The organism is Mesorhizobium sp. M0768, from assembly GCF_040320195.1.
Lineage (GTDB): Bacteria > Pseudomonadota > Alphaproteobacteria > Rhizobiales > Rhizobiaceae > Mesorhizobium.
Genome location: NZ_JAMYPD010000023.1, coordinates 72,286 through 91,969 on the forward strand (window position 1 = coordinate 72,286; position 19,684 = coordinate 91,969).

A 19,684-nucleotide genomic window follows, 5' to 3' on the forward strand; every position below is an offset into this window, starting at 1 on the left:
CGCCAGGCGCGATTCCGTTCTGAATATCGTCGGTACGTTTCTGGCCTGTCCGCCGGCCGAAGGCGCACCTTGATAGGGTTTTTTATCCCGCCAGACAACGGCGATCACACCAGTGTGCGACTGGCAGCTACTTTTCCCGCTCGCTGCGCAGCTTCGCCCAATAATCAAGCCGCTTCCTGATATCGCGCTCGAAGCCGCGCTCGGGCGGGTCGTAGAATGTCTGCCTTCCCATCTTCTCCGGAAAATAGTCCTGGCCGGAAAAAGCGTCGGGCTCGTCGTGGTCGTAGCGATAGCCGGCGCCGTAATCTTCCTGTTTCATCAGCTTGGTCGGCGCATTGAGAATGTGCTTGGGCGGCAGCAGCGAACCGAATTCCTTCGCCGCCTGTGTGGCGGCCTTGAACGCGGTATAGACTGCATTGGATTTCGGCGCGGTGGCGAGATAGACGGTCGCCTCGGCGAAGGCCAGTTCGCCCTCGGGCGAGCCCAGATAGTCATAGGCGTCCTTGGCGGCGTTAGCGACGACGAGCGCCTGCGGGTCGGCCAGCCCGATATCCTCCATCGCCATGCGCACCAACCGGCGCCCGAGATAAAGCGGATCTTCGCCGGCGTCGAACATGCGGGCCAGATAGTAGAGTGCCGCGTCGGGGTCGGAGCCGCGCACCGATTTGTGCAAGGCGGAGATCAAATTGTAGTGGCCGTCCTGTCCCTTGTCGTAGATCGGCGCGCGGCGCTGGACGATGCGCTGCAGAGCTTCGGCACCGAACACCTCCTTTGATTTCGCTGCGCGCCAGACCTCTTCGGCGAGCGTCAATGCCGCGCGGCCGTCGCCATCGCTCATGCGGATGAGCATCGCCCGTGCCTCATCATCGAGCGGCAGCGCCCTGCCCTCTGCCTCCTCGGCCCGCGCCAGCAGCTTGGCGATGCTGTCCTCGCCGAGCGAGTGAAAGACCAGCACACGCGCGCGCGACAACAGCGCGGCGTTAAGCTCGAAGGACGGGTTCTCCGTGGTGGCGCCGACCAGCACGACGGTGCCGTCTTCCATCACGGGCAGAAAACTGTCCTGCTGGGCGCGGTTGAAGCGATGGATCTCGTCGACGAACAGCAGTGTCTGGCGGCCGTTCGAGCGGCGCAGCTTCGCTGCCTCGAACACTTTCTTCAGGTCGGCAACGCCGGAAAACACCGCCGATATCTGTTCGAAGGCGAGGCTTGTCTCGCCGGCAAGCAGCCGTGCGACCGTGGTCTTGCCAGTGCCGGGCGGGCCCCAGAAGATCATCGAGCCGAGCGAGCCGGAACCGATCAGCCGCGTCAGCGCGCCGTCGGGTCCGGTCAGATGCTCCTGGCCGACGACCTCGCCAAGGTTCTTCGGGCGCAGACGGTCCGCCAGCGGCCTGCCGGGCGGCGTCTTTTCCGGTTCGTCGACACTGAACAGATCGGCCATGCAACTTCTTCTGCCTGGAGTCCGATCATGCTGACGGTCGGGCTCAGTAACGCAACACCTGGCGCAGTATCTGCCCGCCGCGCTCGACGGTAAAGCGCCACCAGCGCGTATCCTGCTGGGCTACCTGCTCCAAGGTCGCCGCCTTGTCGATCGTCAGGCCATTGACCTCACGCACGATGTCCCCTGGCTGGAAGCCAAAATCGGCAGCGGGCGAATCGCGGTTGATGTCGACCACGGTGACGCCTTTGACATCGGTGCGCAGACCGAGCCGTTGGGCAAGCCGTGGCGACAGTTCAGCGACTTTGGCACCCGAAAACGGGCTACGCCCGCGCAATGTGAGCTCCGCAGCCTTGGCGCCTTCGGGCGGTCGTTCCAGGGCGATGTCCATCGTCGCCTGCTGACCCTTGCTCAGGACGCCGAAGCTGGCATTCGTACCAATCGACAGCGTCGCCATGCGGTAGTCCAGCGCCCCGACGCTCTCGACCGGCTTGCCGTTGAGCGACAGCACCACGTCGCCAGGCTTGAGCCCTGCCTTGGCCGCAGGTCCCGCCTCTTCGACCGAAGAAACCAGCGCACCGGTCGGTTTGTCAATGCCGAGCGATTCGGCAATCTGCGGCGTCACCGCCTCGAACTCGGCACCTGCATACGGCCGCTCGAAGAAGTCGAGCCCGGCCTTGGCCGCATCGGCGAAAGCGCGGACCATGTTCGAAGGGATGGCAAAGCCGATGCCGATCGAGCCGCCGCTACGGCTATAGATCGCCGTGTTGATGCCGATCAGCTGCCCTCCCATGTTGACCAGCGCGCCACCGGAATTGCCGGGGTTGATGGCGGCGTCGGTCTGGATGAAGAAGCTGGAATCGGAGACGCCGATATGGCTGCGCGCCACGGCCGAAATGATGCCGCTGGTGGTGGTCTGGCCGACACCGAACGGATTGCCGATCGCCAGCACCAGATCGCCGACCTCGAGCGCGTCGGAATCGCCGATAGCGATCACCGGGAACGGCTTGTCAGAAGAAATCTTGAGCACGGCGAGGTCGAGCGTCTCATCCTTGAGCAGCACCTTGCTGTCGAATTCGCGCCCGTCGGCGGTCGCTACCTTGACCTGGTCGGCGTTCTTGACGACGTGGAAATTGGTGACCACGACGCCGGTGGGATCGACCAGCACCCCCGAACCGAGCGAAGACTGCGCGCGCGGCTGCGAGCGGCCGAAGAACTCCTCGAAGAACGGATCGCCGTCGAAGGGCGACGTCACCTTGGCGGTTTGCGAGGCGTAGACATTGACCACGGCCGGCGCTGTCTGCTTGACCAGCGGCGCGAAGGACAGTTGCACCTCCTCGCGGCCGAACGGCACGCGCTTGTCGGGGCCGGAAGTGGCGTTTTCGCCTTCGACGCCATGCAATAGATCCGTCAGCACGTCGGACAAACCGGGGTCTGGCTTGTTCTCCTCCGCCAGCGCGTGCCTGGCCGCCGGCACGATGGCCAGCGCCATCAAGGCGCAGATCAGAACAAGGGACAGCCGTTTAACGCGCATTCCGAATCCTCCAAGTCGGGCGCCATTGTCCTGACGATTGTGCAAAATGAAAGGCTAAGCCGCTGAAATCCGATTATTTTGGGCGGCAAAGCGGTTATAGGTCGAGGTGAAACCGGAAAGCCGTGTCGGCAAATGAAAAAACAGCTCGTTTCATTCCGTGATTTTTTGGTGACCGGCACTTTGGGGCCTGTTATCCCCGGCATGAAAATGATCGAAATTGCCGAAGCGTTCGGCGCGCCGATGATTGGATCACCAAGTATGCCGAGACGATTCCCGTCTATTGGATATATGGTCAGCTCGAAGCTTCCTTTGATAACGAGCCGCCTTACGATCTGAATTGGTTTCAGATCGAACATGTGCATGCCATCCGCGGCAAGACCGAGCGCATAACCGACCAATTTGCTCTTTCAATGGATGGGTTCGACAGCAGAACAAAGCCATCGGAATTCCTGAACGCGGGCCTGTGGACACCAGAAGAAGCTATGGTCTTCTACATCGCATCGAGGAACGACATCGACCTGAACATCTGCGCGGGTCCGATCCAGATTTATTTCCGCGTTGATACCGACTTCATCGAAGATCGGGACGCCGAAAAATATCTGAACGGCGTGACTGTGTCCCAATTGATAAGCGATATCGATCACCGAACGGAGATCGACAGTGTTTATTCCTATTCGCATCCCGCAATCGAGCAAATAACAAAGGCGATTGATTGGAAGTCAATAAGCGGAAGAAACTACCTCAACTTTGCTCGGCAAGAGGTAGCCGCCCCAATGAAAAAGGGGCCGCAGGCCCCTTAAACTCACTCAGAAAAACCAAGCCTTATGCGGCTGCGGCTTCCTCTTCGGTGCCTTCGGCCTCGATGCGGGCGCGATCGCCGGCGCCCTTGGCAGAGGTGTCGCGGTCGACGAATTCGATGACGGCCATTGCGGCATTGTCACCGTGGCGGAAGCCGGCCTTCATGATGCGCAGATAGCCGCCGTTGCGGGTGGCGTAGCGCGGCGCGATGGTATCGAACAGGCGCTTGACGACGCCTTCATTGCCGATCTGGGCAATAACCTGGCGGCGGGCGTGCAGGTCGCCGCGCTTGCCGAGCGTCACCAGCTTTTCGACGATCGGACGCAAATCCTTCGCCTTCGGCAGCGTGGTGAGGATCTGCTCGTGCTCGATAAGCGACACGGCAAGGTTGGCAAACATCGACTTGCGATGGCTTATGCTGCGGGCGAACCGGCGGCCTTTAAATCCGTGGCGCATGGCTCTTCTCCTTCATTGCGGTTTCAAGAGGCCTGAGCCTCAGTTGGTTAGCCGCATGATCTTGTCCGAAAGTCTGCAACTTTTTGCTGCGCTGACCTTCGGTTCGGGATCATGCTTAATATTGATCTTCGTAACGCTTGGCGAGGTCTTCGATGTTTTCCGGCGGCCAGTCCGGTACTTCCATGCCGAGATGAAGGCCCATCGCCGCCAGGACTTCCTTGATCTCGTTCAGCGATTTGCGGCCGAAGTTCGGGGTGCGCAGCATCTCGGCTTCGGTCTTCTGGATCAGGTCGCCAATATAGACGATGTTGTCGTTCTTCAGGCAGTTGGCCGAACGCACCGAAAGCTCGAGTTCGTCGACCTTCTTGAGCAGCGCCGGGTTGAAGGCAAGCTCGGTAACCTGTTCGGCGGCGACTTCCTTCTGCGGCTCGTCGAAATTGACGAATAGGCCGAGCTGGTCCTGCAGGATGCGAGCGGCGAAGGCCACCGCGTCCTCGCCCGAAATCGAACCGTCGGTCTCGATGGTCATGGTCAGCTTGTCATAGTCGAGAACCTGGCCCTCGCGGGTGTTCTCGACCTTGTAGGAGACCTTCTTGACCGGCGAATACAGGCTGTCGACGGGGATCAGCCCGATCGGCGCGTCCTCGGCGCGGTTACGGTCGGCCGGCACATAGCCCTTGCCGGTATCGACGGTGAATTCCATGCGGATTTCAGCGCCTTCGTCCAGCGTGCAGATGACGTGGTCGGGATTGAGGATCTCGACGTCGCCGACCGTCTGGATGTCGCCGGCGAGAACCGCGCCCGGTCCCTGCTTGCGGACGACCATGCGCTTGGGGCCGTCGCCTTCCATGCGGATGGCGATTTCCTTGATGTTCAAAACGATGTCGGTCACGTCCTCGCGGACGCCGGCGATGGACGAGAATTCATGCAGAACGCCGTCGATCTGCACGGCGGTTACAGCCGCGCCACGCAGCGAAGACAGAAGCACCCGGCGCAGCGCGTTGCCTAGGGTGAGGCCGAAGCCGCGCTCGAGCGGCTCGGCGACCAGCGTGGTCAGCGTCTTCTTCTTCGACGAGAACTCGATCTTGTTCGGCTTGATCAGTTCTTGCCAATTTTTCTGGATCATAGTGCTTTCCTTCCGTTGTCCCGCCACCATCCAATCGTGGCGGGCGACCTGGAATGCCGTGGAGGAGCGCCCTTGAGGCGCTCGCGCGGCGTTCGGTAAATTCTTTAGACGCGGCGCTTCTTGCGCGGACGGCAGCCGTTGTGCGGGATCGGCGTCACATCACGGATCGAGGTGATGGTGAACCCTGCTGCCTGCAGTGCGCGCAACGCCGATTCACGACCGGAGCCGGGTCCACAGACCTCGACCTCGAGCATGCGCATGCCGTGTTCCTGAGCCTTCTTGGCAACATCTTCGGCAGCCATCTGGGCAGCGAAAGGGGTCGACTTGCGCGATCCCTTGAAGCCTTGTGCTCCGGCCGACGACCAGGCAATCGAATTGCCCTGTGCGTCGGTGATGGTGATCATCGTGTTGTTGAAGGTCGAATTGACGTGGGCAACGCCCGACGAGATATTCTTGCGTTCGCGACGGCGAACACGAGCGGCTTCCTTGGCCATGATAGTCCTTTCAGTTGATCTCTACACCGCCGTAATGCCAGCGGCTCCACCAGGGAGAAGGCAGTAGGGGAATATGGCAGTAGGGCAGTATGTCTGCCGCCCCTATTGCCTTACTGCCCTACCCCCTTACTGCCCTAAATTACTTCTTCTTTCCGGCAATCGACTTGGCCGGGCCCTTACGGGTGCGCGCATTGGTGTGCGTGCGCTGGCCACGAACCGGCAGCGAGCGACGGTGACGCAGGCCGCGGTAGCAGCCGAGGTCCATGAGCCGCTTGATGTTCATCGACACTTCGCGGCGCAGGTCGCCCTCGACCTGGTAGTCGCGGTCGATGGTCTCGCGGATCTGCAGCACTTCCGCGTCGGTCAGTTGGTTGACGCGGCGCTCGGCCGGGATGCCGACCTTGTCGACGATCTCCTGGGCGAACTTCTTGCCAATGCCATGAATGTATTGAAGCGCAATGACAACGCGCTTGTTGGTCGGAATGTTGACGCCGGCTATACGAGCCATGTTCTTCTCTTCTCCATATAGGCCGGGCGAGCCGGCGCTTCAAGTTGCCCCGCGTCCGGTGGAGGCCGGCCCTTGCGGGAGTTTCCAGTTCAAAGCGGCCTGCCTTGCCCTTGCGGACAAGCAAGCCTCATGCCTGATAGGAAGACGGGCCGCCATACCCCAGCGGACCGCTCCAGTCAAGCGCAATCGTTCGATTCTCTAGCCGGCCGCCTGGCCAACCCGCCGGGTCGTCGCCCTGAGCACCGCCTCGATCTGCTGCGTCACCGCATCGATGTCGGCCATGCCATCGACGCCCCTGAGTTTACCCTTGGCGTAGTAGTAGCCGATCAGCGGCGAGGTTTTCTTGTAATATTCCCTCAAGCGTTCTTCGAACACCGCTGGACTGTCGTCTTTGCGCACCGGCAGGCCTGCGGCCTTGGCTTCTTCGGCTCGCTTGACGATTCGGCCAACCAGCGCCTTGTCGTCGACGACAAATTCGATGACCGCGTCTAGCTCCAGTCCGCGATCCGACAGCATTTCCTCAACGGCGTCCGCTTGCACCAGAGTTCGGGGATACCCGTCAAGGATGAAGCCGTTTGCGCAATCAGCTTGATCGATGCGCTCTGCTACGATGGCGTTGACGATAGCGTCGGACACCAGTTCGCCAGCGTCCATCACCGCTTTGGCGCGCTTGCCGACTTCGGTGCCGGCCTGGACAGCAGCACGCAGCATGTCCCCCGTGGAAAGCTGTGGGATGCCGTGTCGTTCTACCAGTCTCAGTGCTTGTGTCCCCTTGCCCGCCCCCGGCGGTCCAAGCAATATCAACCTCATCTGGCCTTTTTCCCCCCGCGCAGCTTCGACTTCTTGATCAGGCCCTCATACTGGTGCGCGATCAGGTGACCCTGAATCTGCGCCACCGTATCGAGCGTTACACTGACCACGATCAGGAGCGAAGTGCCACCAAGGTAGAACGGTACGCCAGTCGCTGAAATCAGGAACTCGGGCAGCAGACACACCAGCACCAGATAGATGGCGCCGACGACTGTGATGCGGGTGAGCACATAGTCAATATAATCCGCGGTACGCTCGCCCGGGCGATAGCCCGGGATGAAGCCCGAATGCTTCTTCAATTGGTCCGCGGTGTCCTTCGGGTTGAAGACGATCGCCGTGTAGAAGAAGGCGAAGAACACGATCATCGCCGCGTAGAAGGCCATGTAGAGCGGCTGGCCATGACCGAGCGACGCCAGGATGGTGCTGGCCCAAGCGGGCATGTTCGTTGTCTGCGAGAAACCGGCGACGGTCGCCGGCAGCAGCAATAGCGACGAAGCGAAGATCGGCGGAATGACGCCGGATGTGTTGAGCTTCAGCGGCAGATGCGAGGTATCGCCCTGGAACATGCGATTGCCGACCTGGCGCTTGGGGTACTGAATCAGCAGGCGGCGCTGGGCGCGCTCGAAAAAGACGATCAGGCCGATAACGATAATGGCGAGCACGATGATCGCCAGGATCAGGCCGGTCGACAGCGCTCCGGTGCGGCCTAGCTCCAAGGTACCGGAGATGGCGCGCGGCAGGCCGGCGACAATGCCGGAGAAGATGATCAGCGAAATGCCGTTGCCGATGCCGCGGGCGGTGATCTGCTCGCCGAGCCACATCAGGAACATGGTGCCGCCGACCAGCGTGACGACGGTCGAGATGCGGAAAAAGATGCCGGGATCGTTGACGATGCCGTTTCCGCCCTCGAGCCCGACCGAAATGCCGTAGGCCTGGACCAGCGCCAGAAGCACGGTCCCGTAGCGCGTATACTGGTTGATAATCTTGCGGCCCTGCTCGCCTTCCTTCTTCAGCGCTTCCAGCGACGGAATGACCGAGGTCATCAGCTGCATGATGATGGAGGCGGAGATATAGGGCATGATGCCGAGGGCAAAGATCGCCATGCGCTGCACGGCACCGCCTGCAAACATATTGAACATGCCAAGCACGCCCTTGCTCTGCGACGAGAAGGCGTGGGCAAAGGCGTCCGGATTGATGCCGGGCAGCGGGATATAGGTGCCAAGACGGTAGACGAGCAGCGCGCCGATGGTGAACCAGATGCGCTTCTTCAGATCCTCGGCCTTGGCGAAGGCCGAAAAATTCAGATTCGAGGCTAGTTGTTCAGCAGCCGAAGCCATGCCTGATTCTCCGCTTGGTCACGCTCGATGCCCGCAGCTCAGGCGGCGCGTGTCACCGAAACTCACGAGATAAGCTCCGGACTGCAAACATGCAAGCGGCCGCGTTGATGCGGCCGTCACATCTGTCGGATCAAAGCACGACCGCAGGCAAAACCGAATTCCACCTTTGCCGGCCGTACTTCAAATTGCCGTTACTCGGCGGCTGCCTTCTCAGGCAGCTTCACCGAGCCGCCGGCCTTTTCGATCTTCTCGATCGCGGCCTTGGAGGCTCCGGCTACGTCGAAGGCAAGCTTGGCCTTGATGTCGCCGTCTGAAAGGATGCGCACGCCGTCCTTGACGCGACGGATGACGCCAGCCGCAACCAGCGCCTCGGCCGTTACAACTGTCTTGGCGTCGAGCTTCTTGGCATCGAGCGCCGCCTGGATGCGGGCCAGCGACACGACGGCGAAGCTCTTGGCGAAGATATTGTTGAAGCCGCGCTTCGGCAGGCGGCGGTAGAGCGGCATCTGGCCACCCTCGAAGCCGTTGACGGCGACGCCGGAGCGCGCCTTCTGGCCCTTGACGCCGCGACCGGCGGTCTTGCCCGAACCGGAACCGATGCCACGGCCGAGACGCTTCTTGGAGTGCGTCGCGCCGTCCTTGTCACGCAGATCATTGAGTTTCATCTGGGTTCTCCTGCGCTCTGGTTCAGCCCTCGTCCACGACGCGGACGAGATGCTGGACGGCAGCGATCATGCCGCGCACCGAGGGCGTATCCTCCAGCGTGCGCTGCTTGTGCATCTTGTTGAGGCCGAGGCCGACCAGCGTTGCGCGCTGCTCCTTCGGCCGGCGGATCGGCGAACCGATCTGCTCGACGGTGATGGTCTTGGTTGCTTTCTTGGCCATGGTCAAATCCCTGGTCAGCGTCGACTATTCTTCAGCCGCAACGGCGGTGCCGCGGCGGGCCTGAAGAGTCGAGTACTTGATGCCGCGCGCAGCAGCCACATCCTTCGGATGCATCTGGCTCTTCAGCGCGTCGAACGTGGCGCGAACCATGTTGTAGGGGTTCGAAGAACCCATCGACTTGGCGACCACGTCATGCATGCCGAGCGTTTCGAAAACGGCGCGCATCGGGCCGCCGGCGATGATGCCGGTACCTTGCTTGGCGGCGCGCAGCAGAACGCGTCCCGCGCCCCAGCGTCCCTCGACGTCGTGGTGCAGCGTGCGGCCTGAGCGCAGCGGCACGAAGATCATGTCGCGCTTGGCCGATTCGGTCGCCTTGCGGATCGCCTCCGGCACTTCGCGCGCCTTGCCGTGGCCGAAGCCGACGCGGCCCTTCTGGTCGCCGACGACAACAAGTGCCGCAAAGCCGAAGCGCCGGCCGCCCTTGACGACTTTGGCGACACGGTTGATGTGGACGAGCTTGTCGACCATGCCGTCGTCGCGCTCTTCGCGATCACGGCCGCGGCCGCCATCCCTACGTTCCTGTGCCATATCCTGTTCCTTGTTTTTTTCCGGAAGCACGGTTGATGATGATATCCGGCGCCTCTGTGGGTCGCCGGGGGCGAATTTCGTTTTTAGAAGCTCAGACCACCTTCACGGGCAGCCTCGGCAAGCGCCTTGACACGGCCGTGGTAGATGTAGGCGCCGCGGTCGAAGACGACTTCCTTGACGCCGGCCTTCGAGGCACGCTCGGCGATCAGCTTGCCGATGGCAGCGGCGGCCGCCGTGTCGGCGCCGGTCTTGAGCGAACCCTTGAGCTCCTTCTCGAGCGTCGAAGCAGCCGCGATCGTGTGGCCCTTGGCGTCATCGATCACCTGGACGTAGATGTTCTTCGATGTGCGATGGACCGACAAGCGCGGACGATCGCCGGCAACCTTCTTGATCTGGCGGCGGACGCGCTGGGCGCGGCGTTGGGTGGATTCTTTCGAGCCCATGATATCAGTTCCTTGCCTTCAAAAAACGGGGGCAACCATATGCGGTAGGACAAGCCTCCCGCGACCGCTCCCCGCGGCGTTAAAATTACTTCTTCTTGCCTTCCTTGCGGACGATCTTCTCGCCGGCATAGCGGACACCCTTGCCCTTGTAGGGCTCGGGGCTGCGATACTCGCGGATCTCGGCGGCAACCTGGCCGACCTGCTGCTTGTCGATGCCGGTCACCGTGATTTCCGTCGGCTTCGGCACCGAAATCGTCACGCCCTGCGGCGTCTCGTAGACGACGTCATGGCTGAAGCCGAGCGCCAGCTGCAGGTTCTTGCCCTGCATGGCGGCACGATAGCCGACGCCGGTGATCTCGAGCTTCTTTTCGAAGCCGTCCTTGACGCCCTGCAGGATGTTGACGATCTGCGTGCGCGACATGCCCCACTTGGAACGGGCAGTCTTGGTCTGGTCGCGCGGCTGGACAGCGATCTCGCTGCCTTCCATCTTGACCAGCACTTCGTCGTTCACCACGAACTTCAGCTCGCCCTTCGGACCCTTCGCCGTCACGGTCTGGCCGTTGACGGTCGCGGTCACGCCCTGCGGCAGCGAAACGGGTTTCTTTCCAATACGAGACATTTTGTTGTCCTCGTCACTTCTCTTGTTTCAGGTCTCGGCTTTCGGGACTAGATCCCGAAAACCTGTTTCCAACCGGGTCACATACCAGATCAGAAGATCTGGCAGAGGATTTCCCCGCCGACATTCTGTTCACGCGCTTCGTGGTCGGCCATCACGCCCTTCGGCGTCGAAAGGATGGCGATGCCGAGGCCGTTGGCGACGTGCGGTATCGACTTGGCCGAAACGTAGACGCGGCGGCCGGGCTTCGAGACCCGAGCGATTTCGCGCACCACCGGCGCACCATCGAAATACTTCAGCTCGATCTCGATTTCGGACTTGCCGTTGTCGAAGTCGGTCTGGCTGTAGTCGCGGATATAGCCTTCCGCCTTCAGCACGTCGAGGACGCGGGTACGCAGGCGCGAGGCCGGCGTCGAAACGCTCGACTTCTTGCGGCCATACGCGTTGCGGATGCGGGTCAGCATATCGCCGAGAGGATCGCTCAATGACATGTTATGTCCTCCTTACCAGCTCGACTTGACCAGGCCCGGGATCTGGCCGTTATTGCCGAGATCACGAAGCGCGATACGCGATACTTTGAGCTTGCGATAATAGGCACGCGGACGTCCGGTGACTTCGCAGCGGTTGCGGATGCGGGTCTTGGCCGAGTTGCGCGGCAGCGCCGAAAGCTTCAGCTGGGCGCGGAAGCGCTCTTCCATCGGCTTGGACTGATCCATGATGATCGCCTTGAGCACCTCGCGCTTGGCAGCGAACTGGTCCGCAAGCTTGCGGCGCCTGTTGTTCTTCTCGACTGAGCTGGTCTTTGCCATTTCAGATTTTTCCTTTTCTCGCTGCCGTTACTGGCGGAAGGGGAAGTTGAAGGCCTTGAGCAATGCCCTGGCTTCGTCGTCCGTCTTCGCAGTCGTACAAACGATGACGTCCATGCCCCAGATCTGATCAACCTTGTCGTAGTTGATCTCCGGAAACACGATGTGTTCCTTGATGCCCATGGCATAGTTGCCACGGCCATCGAAGCTCTTCGGATTAAGTCCGCGGAAGTCGCGGACGCGCGGCAGTGCGATGTTCACGAGGCGGTCGAGGAACTCGTACATGCGTTCCTTGCGCAGCGTGACCTTGGCGCCGATCGGCATCTTCTCGCGGACCTTGAAGCCGGCGATCGAGTTGCGGGCGCGGGTGACGACGGCCTTCTGGCCGGCGATCATCGCAAGGTCTTCCGCCGCGATCGAAGGCTTCTTCGAATCGCCGGTCGCCTCGCCGACGCCCATGTTCAGCACGATCTTGTCGATGCGCGGAACCTGCATCTCGTTCTCGTAGCCGAACTGCTCCTGCAGCGCCTTGCGGATGGTCTCGTTGTAGACCTGCTTGAGGCGCGGCGTGTTCTGGGCAGTTGCCTGCTTGGTTTGAGCCTTAGCCATTGATGACTTCTCCCGAGCGCTTGGCGACGCGCACCTTCTTGCCGTCCTTCTGGAAGATGAAGCCGACGCGGGTCGGCTTGCCATCCTTGGGGTCGGCCAGCGCGATGTTCGACAGCTGGATCGGCGCTTCCTTGGTGATGATCCCGCCCTCTTGGGACTGGGACTGCTTCTGGTGACGACGGATCAGGTTGACGCCGCGCACCAGCGCGGTGTCGTCCTTCGGCTGTACCGAGAGGACTTCGCCCGAACGGCCCTTGTCCTTGCCGGCCAGCACGACGACCTTGTCGCCTTTTCTAATCTTCTGCATTGGTCCGGCTCCTTACAGCACTTCAGGCGCGAGCGAGATGATCTTCATGTGGTTCTTGGCGCGGAGTTCGCGCGGAACCGGTCCGAAGATACGCGTGCCGATCGGCTCTTTCTTGTTGTCGACGAGAACGGCTGCGTTCTTGTCGAAACGGATCACGCTGCCGTCCGGGCGGCGGATGTCCTTGGCCGTGCGAACCACGACCGCCTTCATCACATCGCCCTTCTTGACGCGGCCGCGCGGGATGGCTTCCTTGATCGACACCACGATGATGTCGCCCACGGAAGCGTATTTCCGCTTCGAGCCGCCCAGCACCTTGATGCACATGACACGACGGGCGCCGGAATTATCCGCGACGTCGAGGTTTGTTTGCATCTGAATCATGACTGGCCGCCTTCTTCTTTTCTAACGGGACGGGTTTCTCACCCCTCCCCGGTCTGTCCAAAATTCGTTTCGTTGGCCCTGATCAGGCCTGGTCCGAAGACACCACGACCCAGCGCTTGTCCTTGGAAATCGGCTTCGATTCCTGGATGAACACCTGATCGCCGACCTTGTGGGCGTTGTTCTCGTCGTGCGCCTTGTACTTCTTGGTCATGCGCACGGTCTTCTTCATCACGGGATGCGTGAAGCGCCGTTCGACCTTGACGACAACCGTCTTCTCGTTCTTGTCGCTGACGACGGTGCCCTGCAGAATGCGCTTTGGCATGGTTTTCGTCCTTAAGCCTTCTTGGCCGCGGACTTTTCCGCAGCGATGGTCTTGATACGCGCAATGTCCTTGCGGACCTGCCTCACGCGCGCGGTCTTCTCAAGCTGGCCGGTGGCCTTCTGGAAGCGCAGGTTGAACTGCTCCTTCTTCAGGCTGGCCAGGTCGTCGGTCAGCTGGTCCTGGGTCTTGGTCCGGATGTCTTCGGCTTTCATGATCAGCCCGTCCTTATTCTGCGATGCGCTGTACGAAGCGCGTCCTGACCGAGAGCTTGGCCGCGCCGAGACGCAGCGCCTCACGGGCGGTTTCCTCGTTGACGCCGTCGATCTCGAACATGATGCGGCCCGGCTTGACGCGTGCCGCCCAGTAGTCGACCGCGCCCTTGCCCTTACCCATACGGACTTCGGTCGGCTTCGACGTCACCGGCACGTCCGGGAAGATACGGATCCACACGCGGCCGGCACGCTTCATCTCGCGGGTGATCGCGCGGCGGGCCGCCTCGATCTCACGCGCGGTGACGCGGTTCGGCTCAAGCGCCTTCAGCCCGAAACCGCCGAAATCCAGGTTGGTGCCGCCCTTGGCGGTACCGTGGATGCGGCCCTTGAACTGCTTGCGGAACTTTGTGCGCTTTGGCTGCAGCATCGTTCTAACTCCAAATTCCTAAATGTCTTACGCGTTTTCGCGACGGCGACCGCGTTCGCGCTCACCACCACCGCCATGCGCATGATCGCCCTCGGTGGCGCGGCGCTCCGAAGCCATCGGGTCGTGCTCGAGGATTTCGCCCTTGAACACCCAGACCTTGACGCCGCAGATGCCGTAGGCCGTATTCGCCTCGGCCGTGCCGTAGTCGACGTCGGCACGCAGCGTATGCAGCGGCACGCGGCCTTCGCGATACCATTCCATGCGCGCGATCTCGGCGCCGCCGAGACGGCCGGCGCAGTTGATGCGGATGCCTTCGGCACCGAGGCGCATCGCCGACTGCACGGCACGCTTCATGGCGCGGCGGAACGCGATGCGGCGCTCGAGCTGCTGGGCGATCGACTGGGCGACCAAGGTCGCGTCGATCTCCGGCTTGCGCACTTCGACGATGTTCAGATGCGTCTCGGACTTGGTCATCTCCATGAGCTTCTTGCGAAGCTTCTCGATGTCGGCGCCCTTCTTGCCGATGATCAGGCCCGGACGCGCCGCATGGATGGTGACGCGGCACTTCTTGTGCGGACGCTCGATCACGACTTTCGAGATTGCAGCCTGCTTGAGTTCCTTCTCAAGATATTTGCGGATCTTGATGTCCTCGTGCAGCAGCTTGCCGTACTCGCCGGTGTTCGCGAACCAGCGCGAATCCCAGGTGCGGTTGATGCCGAGACGCAGACCGATCGGATTGACTTTCTGGCCCATTATGCGGCCTCCCCTTTTTCTTCGACTTCACGAACGACGATCGTGAGGTGCGAGAACGGCTTCTCGATACGGCTGGCGCGCCCACGGCCACGGGCATGGAACCGCTTCATGACGATCGACTTGCCGACATAGGCTTCCGCCACGATCAGCGCATCGACGTCGAGGTCGTGGTTGTTTTCCGCGTTGGCGATCGCCGATTCCAGCGTCTTCTTGACCGTGCCGGAAATCCGCTTGGCCGAGAATTCGAGGTCGGAAAGCGCTGTCGCGACCTTCTTGCCGCGGATCAGCGCGGCAACCAGGTTCAGCTTCTGCGGGCTGATACGGATCGTGCGCAACACGGCGCGCGCTTCGTTGTCAGCAAGCCTGCGCGGAGCTTTGGCCTTGCCCATGATTATTTCCTCTTCGCCTTCTTATCCGCGCCGTGACCGTAATAGGTCCGGGTCGGAGCGAATTCACCGAACTTGTGACCGACCATGTCCTCGTTCACCGAGACGGGAACGTGCTTCTGGCCGTTGTAGACACCGAAGGTGAAGCCGACGAACTGCGGCAGGATGGTGGAGCGGCGGCTCCACATCTTGATCACCTCATTGCGACCACCTTCACGAACCTTGTCCACCTTCTTCAGAAGGTAGCCGTCGATGAAGGGGCCTTTCCAAATCGAACGAGTCACTTGGCGTTACCTCTTCTTAGCTCTTGCGCTGATGGCGCGAGCGCAGGATGAACTTGTCGGTCGCCTTGTTGGACCGCGTCTTCTTGCCCTTGGTCGGCTTGCCCCAGGGCGAAACCGGATGGCGGCCACCCGAGGTGCGGCCTTCGCCGCCGCCATGTGGATGGTCGACCGGGTTCATGGTCACGCCGCGATTGTGCGGACGTTTGCCGCGCCACACGGTGCGGCCTGCCTTGCCGTCATTGATGTTGCCATGGTCCGGGTTAGACACGGCGCCGACAGTGGCCATGCAGGAGCCGTGGACGACACGCTGCTCGCCCGAATTGAGGCGCAGGATCGCCATGCCCTGGTCGCGGCCGACGAGCTGGCCATAACCGCCGGCCGAACGGGCGACCTGAGCGCCCTTGCCGGGCTTCAGCTCGATATTGTGGACGATCGTACCGACCGGCATCGAGGCCAGCGGCATCGCGTTGCCCGGCTTCACGTCGACCGATTCACCGGCCACGATCTTGTCGCCGGGAGCCAGACGCTGCGGGGCGATGATGTAGGACAGCTCGCCATCGTCATACTTGATCAGCGCGATGAAGGCGGTGCGGTTCGGATCGTACTCGATGCGCTCGACCGTGCCGACGACGTCGAACTTGCGGCGCTTGAAGTCGATGATGCGGTAGGTGCGCTTGTGACCGCCGCCGATGAAGCGGGCTGTGATGCGGCCGTAATTGTTGCGGCCGCCCGACTTGGTCAGGCCTTCGGTCAGGCCCTTGACGGGCTTGCCCTTGTAGAGGCCCGACCGATCGACGATGACCAGCTGACGGGTGCTCGGCGTTACCGGGTTGAATTTTTTCAGTGCCATTGTTCTGTCCTCGCGACCTTGCTCAGAGACCCGTCGCGACGTCGATCGACTGGCCTTCGGCCAGCGTCACAACCGCCTTCTTGACGTCGCTCTGGCGGCCGATCGTGCCGCGGAAGCGCTTGATCTTGCCCTTGCGGACAAGCGTGTTCACGGCCATCACCTTGACGCCGAACAGCGCTTCGACGGCGGCCTTGATTTCCGGCTTCGACGCCTTCTTGGCGACGTTGAAGACGACCTGGTTCTGCTCGGAAGCCATGGTCGACTTTTCGGTGATCGCCGGCGAGACGATCACGTCGTAATGACGAAGGTCGGTCATTTGAAGCGCTCCTCGAGAGCCTCGACGGCGGCCTTGGAAAGGACCAGCGTGCCGCGGCGCAGAATGTCGTAGACGTTGATGCCCTGGATGGGCAGCACGTCGATGTTCGGGATGTTGGTCGCTGCCAGCTTGAAGTTCTTGTCAAGCTCGGCGCCGCCAATCACCAGGGCGTTGCTCAGGCCCAGCGTCGCGAAATTCGCGATCAGCGCCTTGGTCTTGGCCTCGGTCAGCTTCAGCTCGTCGATGATGATGATCGACGCGCTCTTGGCCTTGGCCGAAAGCGCATGCTTCAGGCCGAGCGCACGCACCTTCTTAGGCAGATCGTGCTCGTGGCTGCGCACGACCGGGCCGTGGGCCTTGCCGCCGCCGCGGAACTGCGGAGCGCGAGCCGAATGGTGACGGGCGCGGCCCGTACCCTTCTGCTTGTACATCTTGGCGCCGGTGCGGGCGATTTCCGCGCGACCCTTGGCCTTGTGCGTGCCCTGCTGCTTCTTGGCAAGCTGCCAGCGCACGACGCGCTGCAGGATGTCCTCGCGCGGATCGAGGCCGAAAATCTCTTCGGAGAGCTTCAGCTTGCCGGCGTCCTTGCCGCCAAGCGTTGTAATCTTGAGGTCCATTATTCCGCTCCCTCTGTGGCCGGGGCCTCGTTCGTGGCGGCACCGTCAGTCGCAAGGGCGCGGATCGCGGCGGGCTTCGGCGCATTGGCCGGAAGCGCCACCTTGGCCGCGTCGCGGACCAGGATCCATGCACCCTTCGAACCCGGGACCGCACCGCGGATCAGGATCAGGCCGCGATCGGCGTCGGTCGAGACGACCTCGACATTCTGCGTGGTGACGCGGGTGTCGCCCATGTGGCCGGCCATATGCTTGCCCTTGAACACCTTGCCCGGATCCTGGCGCTGGCCGGTCGAGCCGTGTGTACGGTGCGACACCGAGTTGCCGTGCGTTGCGCGGCCGCCACCCATGTGGTGCCGCTTGATGACGCCCTGGAAACCCTTGCCGATCGTGGTGCCCGTCACATCGACCTTCTGGCCGACGACGAAGTGCTCGACGGTGATCTCGGCGCCAACATCGATCATGTTGTCGGCAGAGACGCGAAACTCGGCAACCTTGGCCTTGGGCTCGACGGAAGCGGTCGCGAAATGGCCGCGCATCGCCTTCGACGTGTTCTTCACCTTGGCAAGGCCAACGCCGAGCTGGACGGCGGTATAGCCGTTCTTCTCCTGCGTGCGCTGCGCCACGACCTGGCAGTTCTCCATCTGGAGAACAGTGACGGGAACATGTTCCCCGGCATCGTTGTAGATGCGGGTCATTCCCACCTTCTTTGCAATCACACCTGAACGCATCGGTTCAATTCCTTTAGAGTTCCCTGTCGGGGCTGTCGCCCCTCCACGCCTCTTGTTCCTTCAGAGTTCCGGGTCGCCCCGCTGACCTCTGGTTCCTTACAGCTTGATCTCGACGTCGACACCGGCGGCCAGGTCGAGCTTCATCAAAGCATCGACTGTCTGCGGGGTCGGGTCGACAATGTCGAGCAGACGCTTGTGCGTGCGCATCTCGAACTGCTCGCGGCTCTTCTTGTCGACGTGAGGCGACCGGTTGACCGTGAACTTTTCGATCCGCGTCGGCAGCGGAATGGGGCCGCGGACGTTGGCGCCGGTGCGCTTGGCGGTCGACACGATTTCCCGTGTCGAGGCGTCGAGCACCCGGTGATCAAACGCCTTCAGGCGGATGCGGATATTCTGTCCGTTCATGCGTCACTTCCTTGTTCTGGCGCGGCGCGGGCAGCGCCCGCGACAGATCGGTTTAAGTCCAAATTACTCTGTGATGGTGACGACGATGCCGGCACCGACGGTGCGGCCGCCTTCACGGATGGCGAAGCGCAGCTTCTCTTCCATGGCGATCGGCACGATCAGCTCGACGTCGACGGTGATGTTGTCGCCCGGCATCACCATCTCGGTGCCTTCCGGCAGCGACACGATGCCGGTCACGTCCGTCGTGCGGAAATAGAACTGCGGACGGTAGTTGGTGAAGAACGGCGTGTGGCGGCCGCCCTCGTCCTTGGTCAGGATGTAGGCTTCGGCGACGAACTTCTTGTGCGGCTTGACGGTGCCGGGCTTGGCCAGGACCTGGCCGCGCTCGACGCCTTCACGGTCGACACCGCGCAGCAGCGCGCCGATGTTGTCGCCGGCCTGGCCCTGGTCGAGCAGCTTGCGGAACATCTCGACGCCCGTGCAGGTCGTCTTGGTGGTCGGACGGATGCCGACGATCTCCAGCTCCTCGCCGACCTTGACGACGCCGCGCTCGACGCGGCCGGTCACAACCGTGCCACGGCCCGAGATCGAGAACACGTCCTCGATCGGCATCAGGAACGGCTTGTCGAGCGGACGAACCGGCGTCGGAATGTAGGCATCGACCGCAGCCATCAGTTCGCGGATGGCGTCCTCGCCGATCTTCTTGTCGCTGTCTTCAAGGGCGGCAAGCGCCGAACCCTTGACGATCGGAATGTCGTCGCCGGGGAACTCGTTCTTGGTCAAAAGCTCGCGCACCTCGAGCTCGACCAGCTCGAGCAGCTCGGCGTCGTCGACCTGGTCGACCTTGTTCAAGAACACCACGATCGAGGGCACGCCGACCTGGCGGGCCAAAAGGATGTGCTCGCGCGTCTGCGGCATCGGGCCGTCGGCGGCCGACACCACCAGGATCGCGCCGTCCATCTGCGCAGCACCGGTGATCATGTTCTTGACATAGTCGGCGTGGCCGGGGCAGTCGACATGGGCATAGTGGCGGTTGGCGGTCTCGTATTCGACGTGCGCCGTCGAAATGGTGATGCCGCGCGCCTTCTCTTCGGGTGCCGCATCGATCTGGTCGTAGCGCTTGTATTCGCCAAAATACTTGGTGATCGCCGCCGTCAGCGACGTCTTGCCATGATCGACGTGACCAATCGTGCCGATGTTCACATGAGGCTTAGTGCGCTCGAATTTACCTTTTGCCATGTGATCTCTCCA

General features: G+C 61.9%; 32 protein-coding genes. 2 read left to right on the forward strand and 30 right to left on the reverse strand.

The window, feature by feature from the left end; genetic code table 11:
- Nucleotides 1-127 precede the first annotated feature (127 nt).
- Nucleotides 128-1,438 (reverse strand): replication-associated recombination protein A, encoded by a 1,311-nt coding sequence (locus NKI08_RS24925; protein WP_352469154.1) that lies wholly within the window; start codon nucleotides 1,436-1,438, stop codon nucleotides 128-130.
- A 43-nt stretch (nucleotides 1,439-1,481) separates the two neighbouring features.
- Nucleotides 1,482-2,969, reverse strand: coding sequence for a DegQ family serine endoprotease (locus NKI08_RS24930; RefSeq protein ID WP_352502954.1), 1,488 nt, complete (start codon nucleotides 2,967-2,969; stop codon nucleotides 1,482-1,484).
- 132 nt (nucleotides 2,970-3,101) lie between these two features.
- Between NKI08_RS24930 and NKI08_RS24935 the strand changes: the two genes are divergently transcribed.
- Together NKI08_RS24935 and NKI08_RS24940 are read left to right on the forward strand one after the other, a co-directional pair.
- Nucleotides 3,102-3,305: a hypothetical protein gene (locus tag NKI08_RS24935; RefSeq protein WP_352772932.1), complete on the forward strand. Its 204-nt coding sequence runs from the start codon at nucleotides 3,102-3,104 to the stop codon at nucleotides 3,303-3,305.
- A gap of 20 nt (nucleotides 3,306-3,325) precedes the next feature.
- Complete coding sequence (locus NKI08_RS24940; RefSeq protein ID WP_352772935.1) at nucleotides 3,326-3,769, forward strand: hypothetical protein; 444 nt, start codon at nucleotides 3,326-3,328, stop codon at nucleotides 3,767-3,769.
- Nucleotides 3,770-3,791: 22 nt separating this feature from the next.
- On the opposite strand, the gene rplQ is transcribed toward NKI08_RS24940, so the two are convergent.
- The 28 genes from rplQ to tuf form a co-directional block, all read right to left on the reverse strand.
- Nucleotides 3,792-4,223, reverse strand: coding sequence for a 50S ribosomal protein L17 (gene rplQ, locus NKI08_RS24945; RefSeq protein WP_023675127.1), 432 nt, complete (start codon nucleotides 4,221-4,223; stop codon nucleotides 3,792-3,794).
- Nucleotides 4,224-4,338: 115 nt separating this feature from the next.
- The gene (locus NKI08_RS24950; RefSeq protein ID WP_023675128.1) at nucleotides 4,339-5,349 is read right to left on the reverse strand and encodes a DNA-directed RNA polymerase subunit alpha; all 1,011 of its coding nucleotides are present in this window, start codon (nucleotides 5,347-5,349) and stop codon (nucleotides 4,339-4,341) included.
- 104 nt (nucleotides 5,350-5,453) lie between these two features.
- Entirely contained in the window at nucleotides 5,454-5,843 is a 390-nt protein-coding gene (gene rpsK, locus NKI08_RS24955) for a 30S ribosomal protein S11 (RefSeq protein WP_006205444.1), read from the reverse strand.
- A 139-nt stretch (nucleotides 5,844-5,982) separates the two neighbouring features.
- The gene (gene rpsM / locus NKI08_RS24960; RefSeq protein ID WP_006205445.1) at nucleotides 5,983-6,351 is read right to left on the reverse strand and encodes a 30S ribosomal protein S13; all 369 of its coding nucleotides are present in this window, start codon (nucleotides 6,349-6,351) and stop codon (nucleotides 5,983-5,985) included.
- A gap of 198 nt (nucleotides 6,352-6,549) precedes the next feature.
- Nucleotides 6,550-7,161 (reverse strand): adenylate kinase, encoded by a 612-nt coding sequence (locus tag NKI08_RS24965; RefSeq protein WP_352471809.1) that lies wholly within the window; start codon nucleotides 7,159-7,161, stop codon nucleotides 6,550-6,552.
- Nucleotides 7,158-8,498 (reverse strand): preprotein translocase subunit SecY, encoded by a 1,341-nt coding sequence (secY, locus tag NKI08_RS24970; protein ID WP_352471807.1) that lies wholly within the window; start codon nucleotides 8,496-8,498, stop codon nucleotides 7,158-7,160. Before secY ends, NKI08_RS24965 begins: the two co-directional genes overlap by 4 nt.
- 191 nt (nucleotides 8,499-8,689) lie before the next feature.
- Complete coding sequence (gene rplO, locus NKI08_RS24975; protein WP_352772939.1) at nucleotides 8,690-9,163, reverse strand: 50S ribosomal protein L15; 474 nt, start codon at nucleotides 9,161-9,163, stop codon at nucleotides 8,690-8,692.
- 22 nt (nucleotides 9,164-9,185) lie between these two features.
- Nucleotides 9,186-9,383 carry a 50S ribosomal protein L30 gene (gene rpmD / locus NKI08_RS24980; RefSeq protein WP_006205449.1) on the reverse strand — a complete coding sequence of 66 codons (198 nt, stop codon included), beginning with the start codon at nucleotides 9,381-9,383 and terminating at the stop codon, nucleotides 9,186-9,188.
- A 24-nt stretch (nucleotides 9,384-9,407) separates the two neighbouring features.
- Nucleotides 9,408-9,971, reverse strand: a complete 564-nt coding sequence (gene rpsE, locus NKI08_RS24985; protein ID WP_006333394.1) for a 30S ribosomal protein S5 — start codon at nucleotides 9,969-9,971, stop codon at nucleotides 9,408-9,410.
- Nucleotides 9,972-10,054: 83 nt separating this feature from the next.
- Nucleotides 10,055-10,414 (reverse strand): 50S ribosomal protein L18, encoded by a 360-nt coding sequence (gene rplR, locus NKI08_RS24990; RefSeq protein ID WP_023675132.1) that lies wholly within the window; start codon nucleotides 10,412-10,414, stop codon nucleotides 10,055-10,057.
- Between the two features lie 85 nt (nucleotides 10,415-10,499).
- A complete protein-coding gene (gene rplF / locus NKI08_RS24995) occupies nucleotides 10,500-11,033 on the reverse strand; it encodes a 50S ribosomal protein L6 (RefSeq protein ID WP_023675133.1) in 534 nt (177 codons plus the stop codon).
- An 89-nt stretch (nucleotides 11,034-11,122) separates the two neighbouring features.
- The gene (rpsH, locus tag NKI08_RS25000) at nucleotides 11,123-11,521 is read right to left on the reverse strand and encodes a 30S ribosomal protein S8 (protein WP_006205453.1); all 399 of its coding nucleotides are present in this window, start codon (nucleotides 11,519-11,521) and stop codon (nucleotides 11,123-11,125) included.
- Between the two features lie 12 nt (nucleotides 11,522-11,533).
- Complete coding sequence (gene rpsN, locus NKI08_RS25005) at nucleotides 11,534-11,839, reverse strand: 30S ribosomal protein S14 (RefSeq protein WP_352451046.1); 306 nt, start codon at nucleotides 11,837-11,839, stop codon at nucleotides 11,534-11,536.
- A 27-nt stretch (nucleotides 11,840-11,866) separates the two neighbouring features.
- Nucleotides 11,867-12,445 carry a 50S ribosomal protein L5 gene (rplE, locus tag NKI08_RS25010; RefSeq protein WP_008875670.1) on the reverse strand — a complete coding sequence of 193 codons (579 nt, stop codon included), beginning with the start codon at nucleotides 12,443-12,445 and terminating at the stop codon, nucleotides 11,867-11,869.
- Nucleotides 12,438-12,752 carry a 50S ribosomal protein L24 gene (rplX, locus tag NKI08_RS25015; protein WP_254817150.1) on the reverse strand — a complete coding sequence of 105 codons (315 nt, stop codon included), beginning with the start codon at nucleotides 12,750-12,752 and terminating at the stop codon, nucleotides 12,438-12,440. Before rplX ends, rplE begins: the two co-directional genes overlap by 8 nt.
- A gap of 12 nt (nucleotides 12,753-12,764) precedes the next feature.
- Nucleotides 12,765-13,133: a 50S ribosomal protein L14 gene (gene rplN / locus NKI08_RS25020; RefSeq protein ID WP_006205457.1), complete on the reverse strand. Its 369-nt coding sequence runs from the start codon at nucleotides 13,131-13,133 to the stop codon at nucleotides 12,765-12,767.
- 82 nt (nucleotides 13,134-13,215) lie between these two features.
- Nucleotides 13,216-13,455, reverse strand: coding sequence for a 30S ribosomal protein S17 (gene rpsQ / locus NKI08_RS25025; RefSeq protein ID WP_023675136.1), 240 nt, complete (start codon nucleotides 13,453-13,455; stop codon nucleotides 13,216-13,218).
- 11 nt (nucleotides 13,456-13,466) lie between these two features.
- Nucleotides 13,467-13,667 carry a 50S ribosomal protein L29 gene (gene rpmC / locus NKI08_RS25030; RefSeq protein WP_006205459.1) on the reverse strand — a complete coding sequence of 67 codons (201 nt, stop codon included), beginning with the start codon at nucleotides 13,665-13,667 and terminating at the stop codon, nucleotides 13,467-13,469.
- Nucleotides 13,668-13,680: 13 nt separating this feature from the next.
- The gene (rplP, locus tag NKI08_RS25035) at nucleotides 13,681-14,094 is read right to left on the reverse strand and encodes a 50S ribosomal protein L16 (RefSeq protein WP_006205460.1); all 414 of its coding nucleotides are present in this window, start codon (nucleotides 14,092-14,094) and stop codon (nucleotides 13,681-13,683) included.
- A gap of 27 nt (nucleotides 14,095-14,121) precedes the next feature.
- Nucleotides 14,122-14,847, reverse strand: coding sequence for a 30S ribosomal protein S3 (gene rpsC / locus NKI08_RS25040; protein WP_023675137.1), 726 nt, complete (start codon nucleotides 14,845-14,847; stop codon nucleotides 14,122-14,124).
- On the reverse strand, nucleotides 14,847-15,236 hold the full coding sequence (rplV, locus tag NKI08_RS25045) for a 50S ribosomal protein L22 (protein ID WP_006205462.1): 390 nt from the start codon (nucleotides 15,234-15,236) through the stop codon (nucleotides 14,847-14,849). The genes rpsC and rplV overlap by 1 nt, the downstream gene beginning before the upstream one ends.
- A 2-nt stretch (nucleotides 15,237-15,238) precedes the next feature.
- A complete protein-coding gene (gene rpsS / locus NKI08_RS25050) occupies nucleotides 15,239-15,517 on the reverse strand; it encodes a 30S ribosomal protein S19 (protein ID WP_006205463.1) in 279 nt (92 codons plus the stop codon).
- Between the two features lie 16 nt (nucleotides 15,518-15,533).
- Entirely contained in the window at nucleotides 15,534-16,367 is an 834-nt protein-coding gene (rplB, locus tag NKI08_RS25055; RefSeq protein WP_023675138.1) for a 50S ribosomal protein L2, read from the reverse strand.
- Nucleotides 16,368-16,389: 22 nt separating this feature from the next.
- The gene (locus NKI08_RS25060) at nucleotides 16,390-16,683 is read right to left on the reverse strand and encodes a 50S ribosomal protein L23 (RefSeq protein WP_023675139.1); all 294 of its coding nucleotides are present in this window, start codon (nucleotides 16,681-16,683) and stop codon (nucleotides 16,390-16,392) included.
- Nucleotides 16,680-17,300: a 50S ribosomal protein L4 gene (rplD, locus tag NKI08_RS25065; RefSeq protein WP_023675140.1), complete on the reverse strand. Its 621-nt coding sequence runs from the start codon at nucleotides 17,298-17,300 to the stop codon at nucleotides 16,680-16,682. The genes NKI08_RS25060 and rplD overlap by 4 nt, the downstream gene beginning before the upstream one ends.
- Entirely contained in the window at nucleotides 17,300-18,028 is a 729-nt protein-coding gene (gene rplC, locus NKI08_RS25070; protein WP_352451050.1) for a 50S ribosomal protein L3, read from the reverse strand. The genes rplD and rplC overlap by 1 nt, the downstream gene beginning before the upstream one ends.
- 96 nt (nucleotides 18,029-18,124) lie before the next feature.
- Nucleotides 18,125-18,433, reverse strand: a complete 309-nt coding sequence (gene rpsJ, locus NKI08_RS25075) for a 30S ribosomal protein S10 (RefSeq protein ID WP_006205468.1) — start codon at nucleotides 18,431-18,433, stop codon at nucleotides 18,125-18,127.
- Nucleotides 18,434-18,496: 63 nt separating this feature from the next.
- On the reverse strand, nucleotides 18,497-19,672 hold the full coding sequence (gene tuf, locus NKI08_RS25080) for an elongation factor Tu (protein ID WP_352614181.1): 1,176 nt from the start codon (nucleotides 19,670-19,672) through the stop codon (nucleotides 18,497-18,499).
- Between the last annotated feature and the right edge of the window lie 12 nt (nucleotides 19,673-19,684).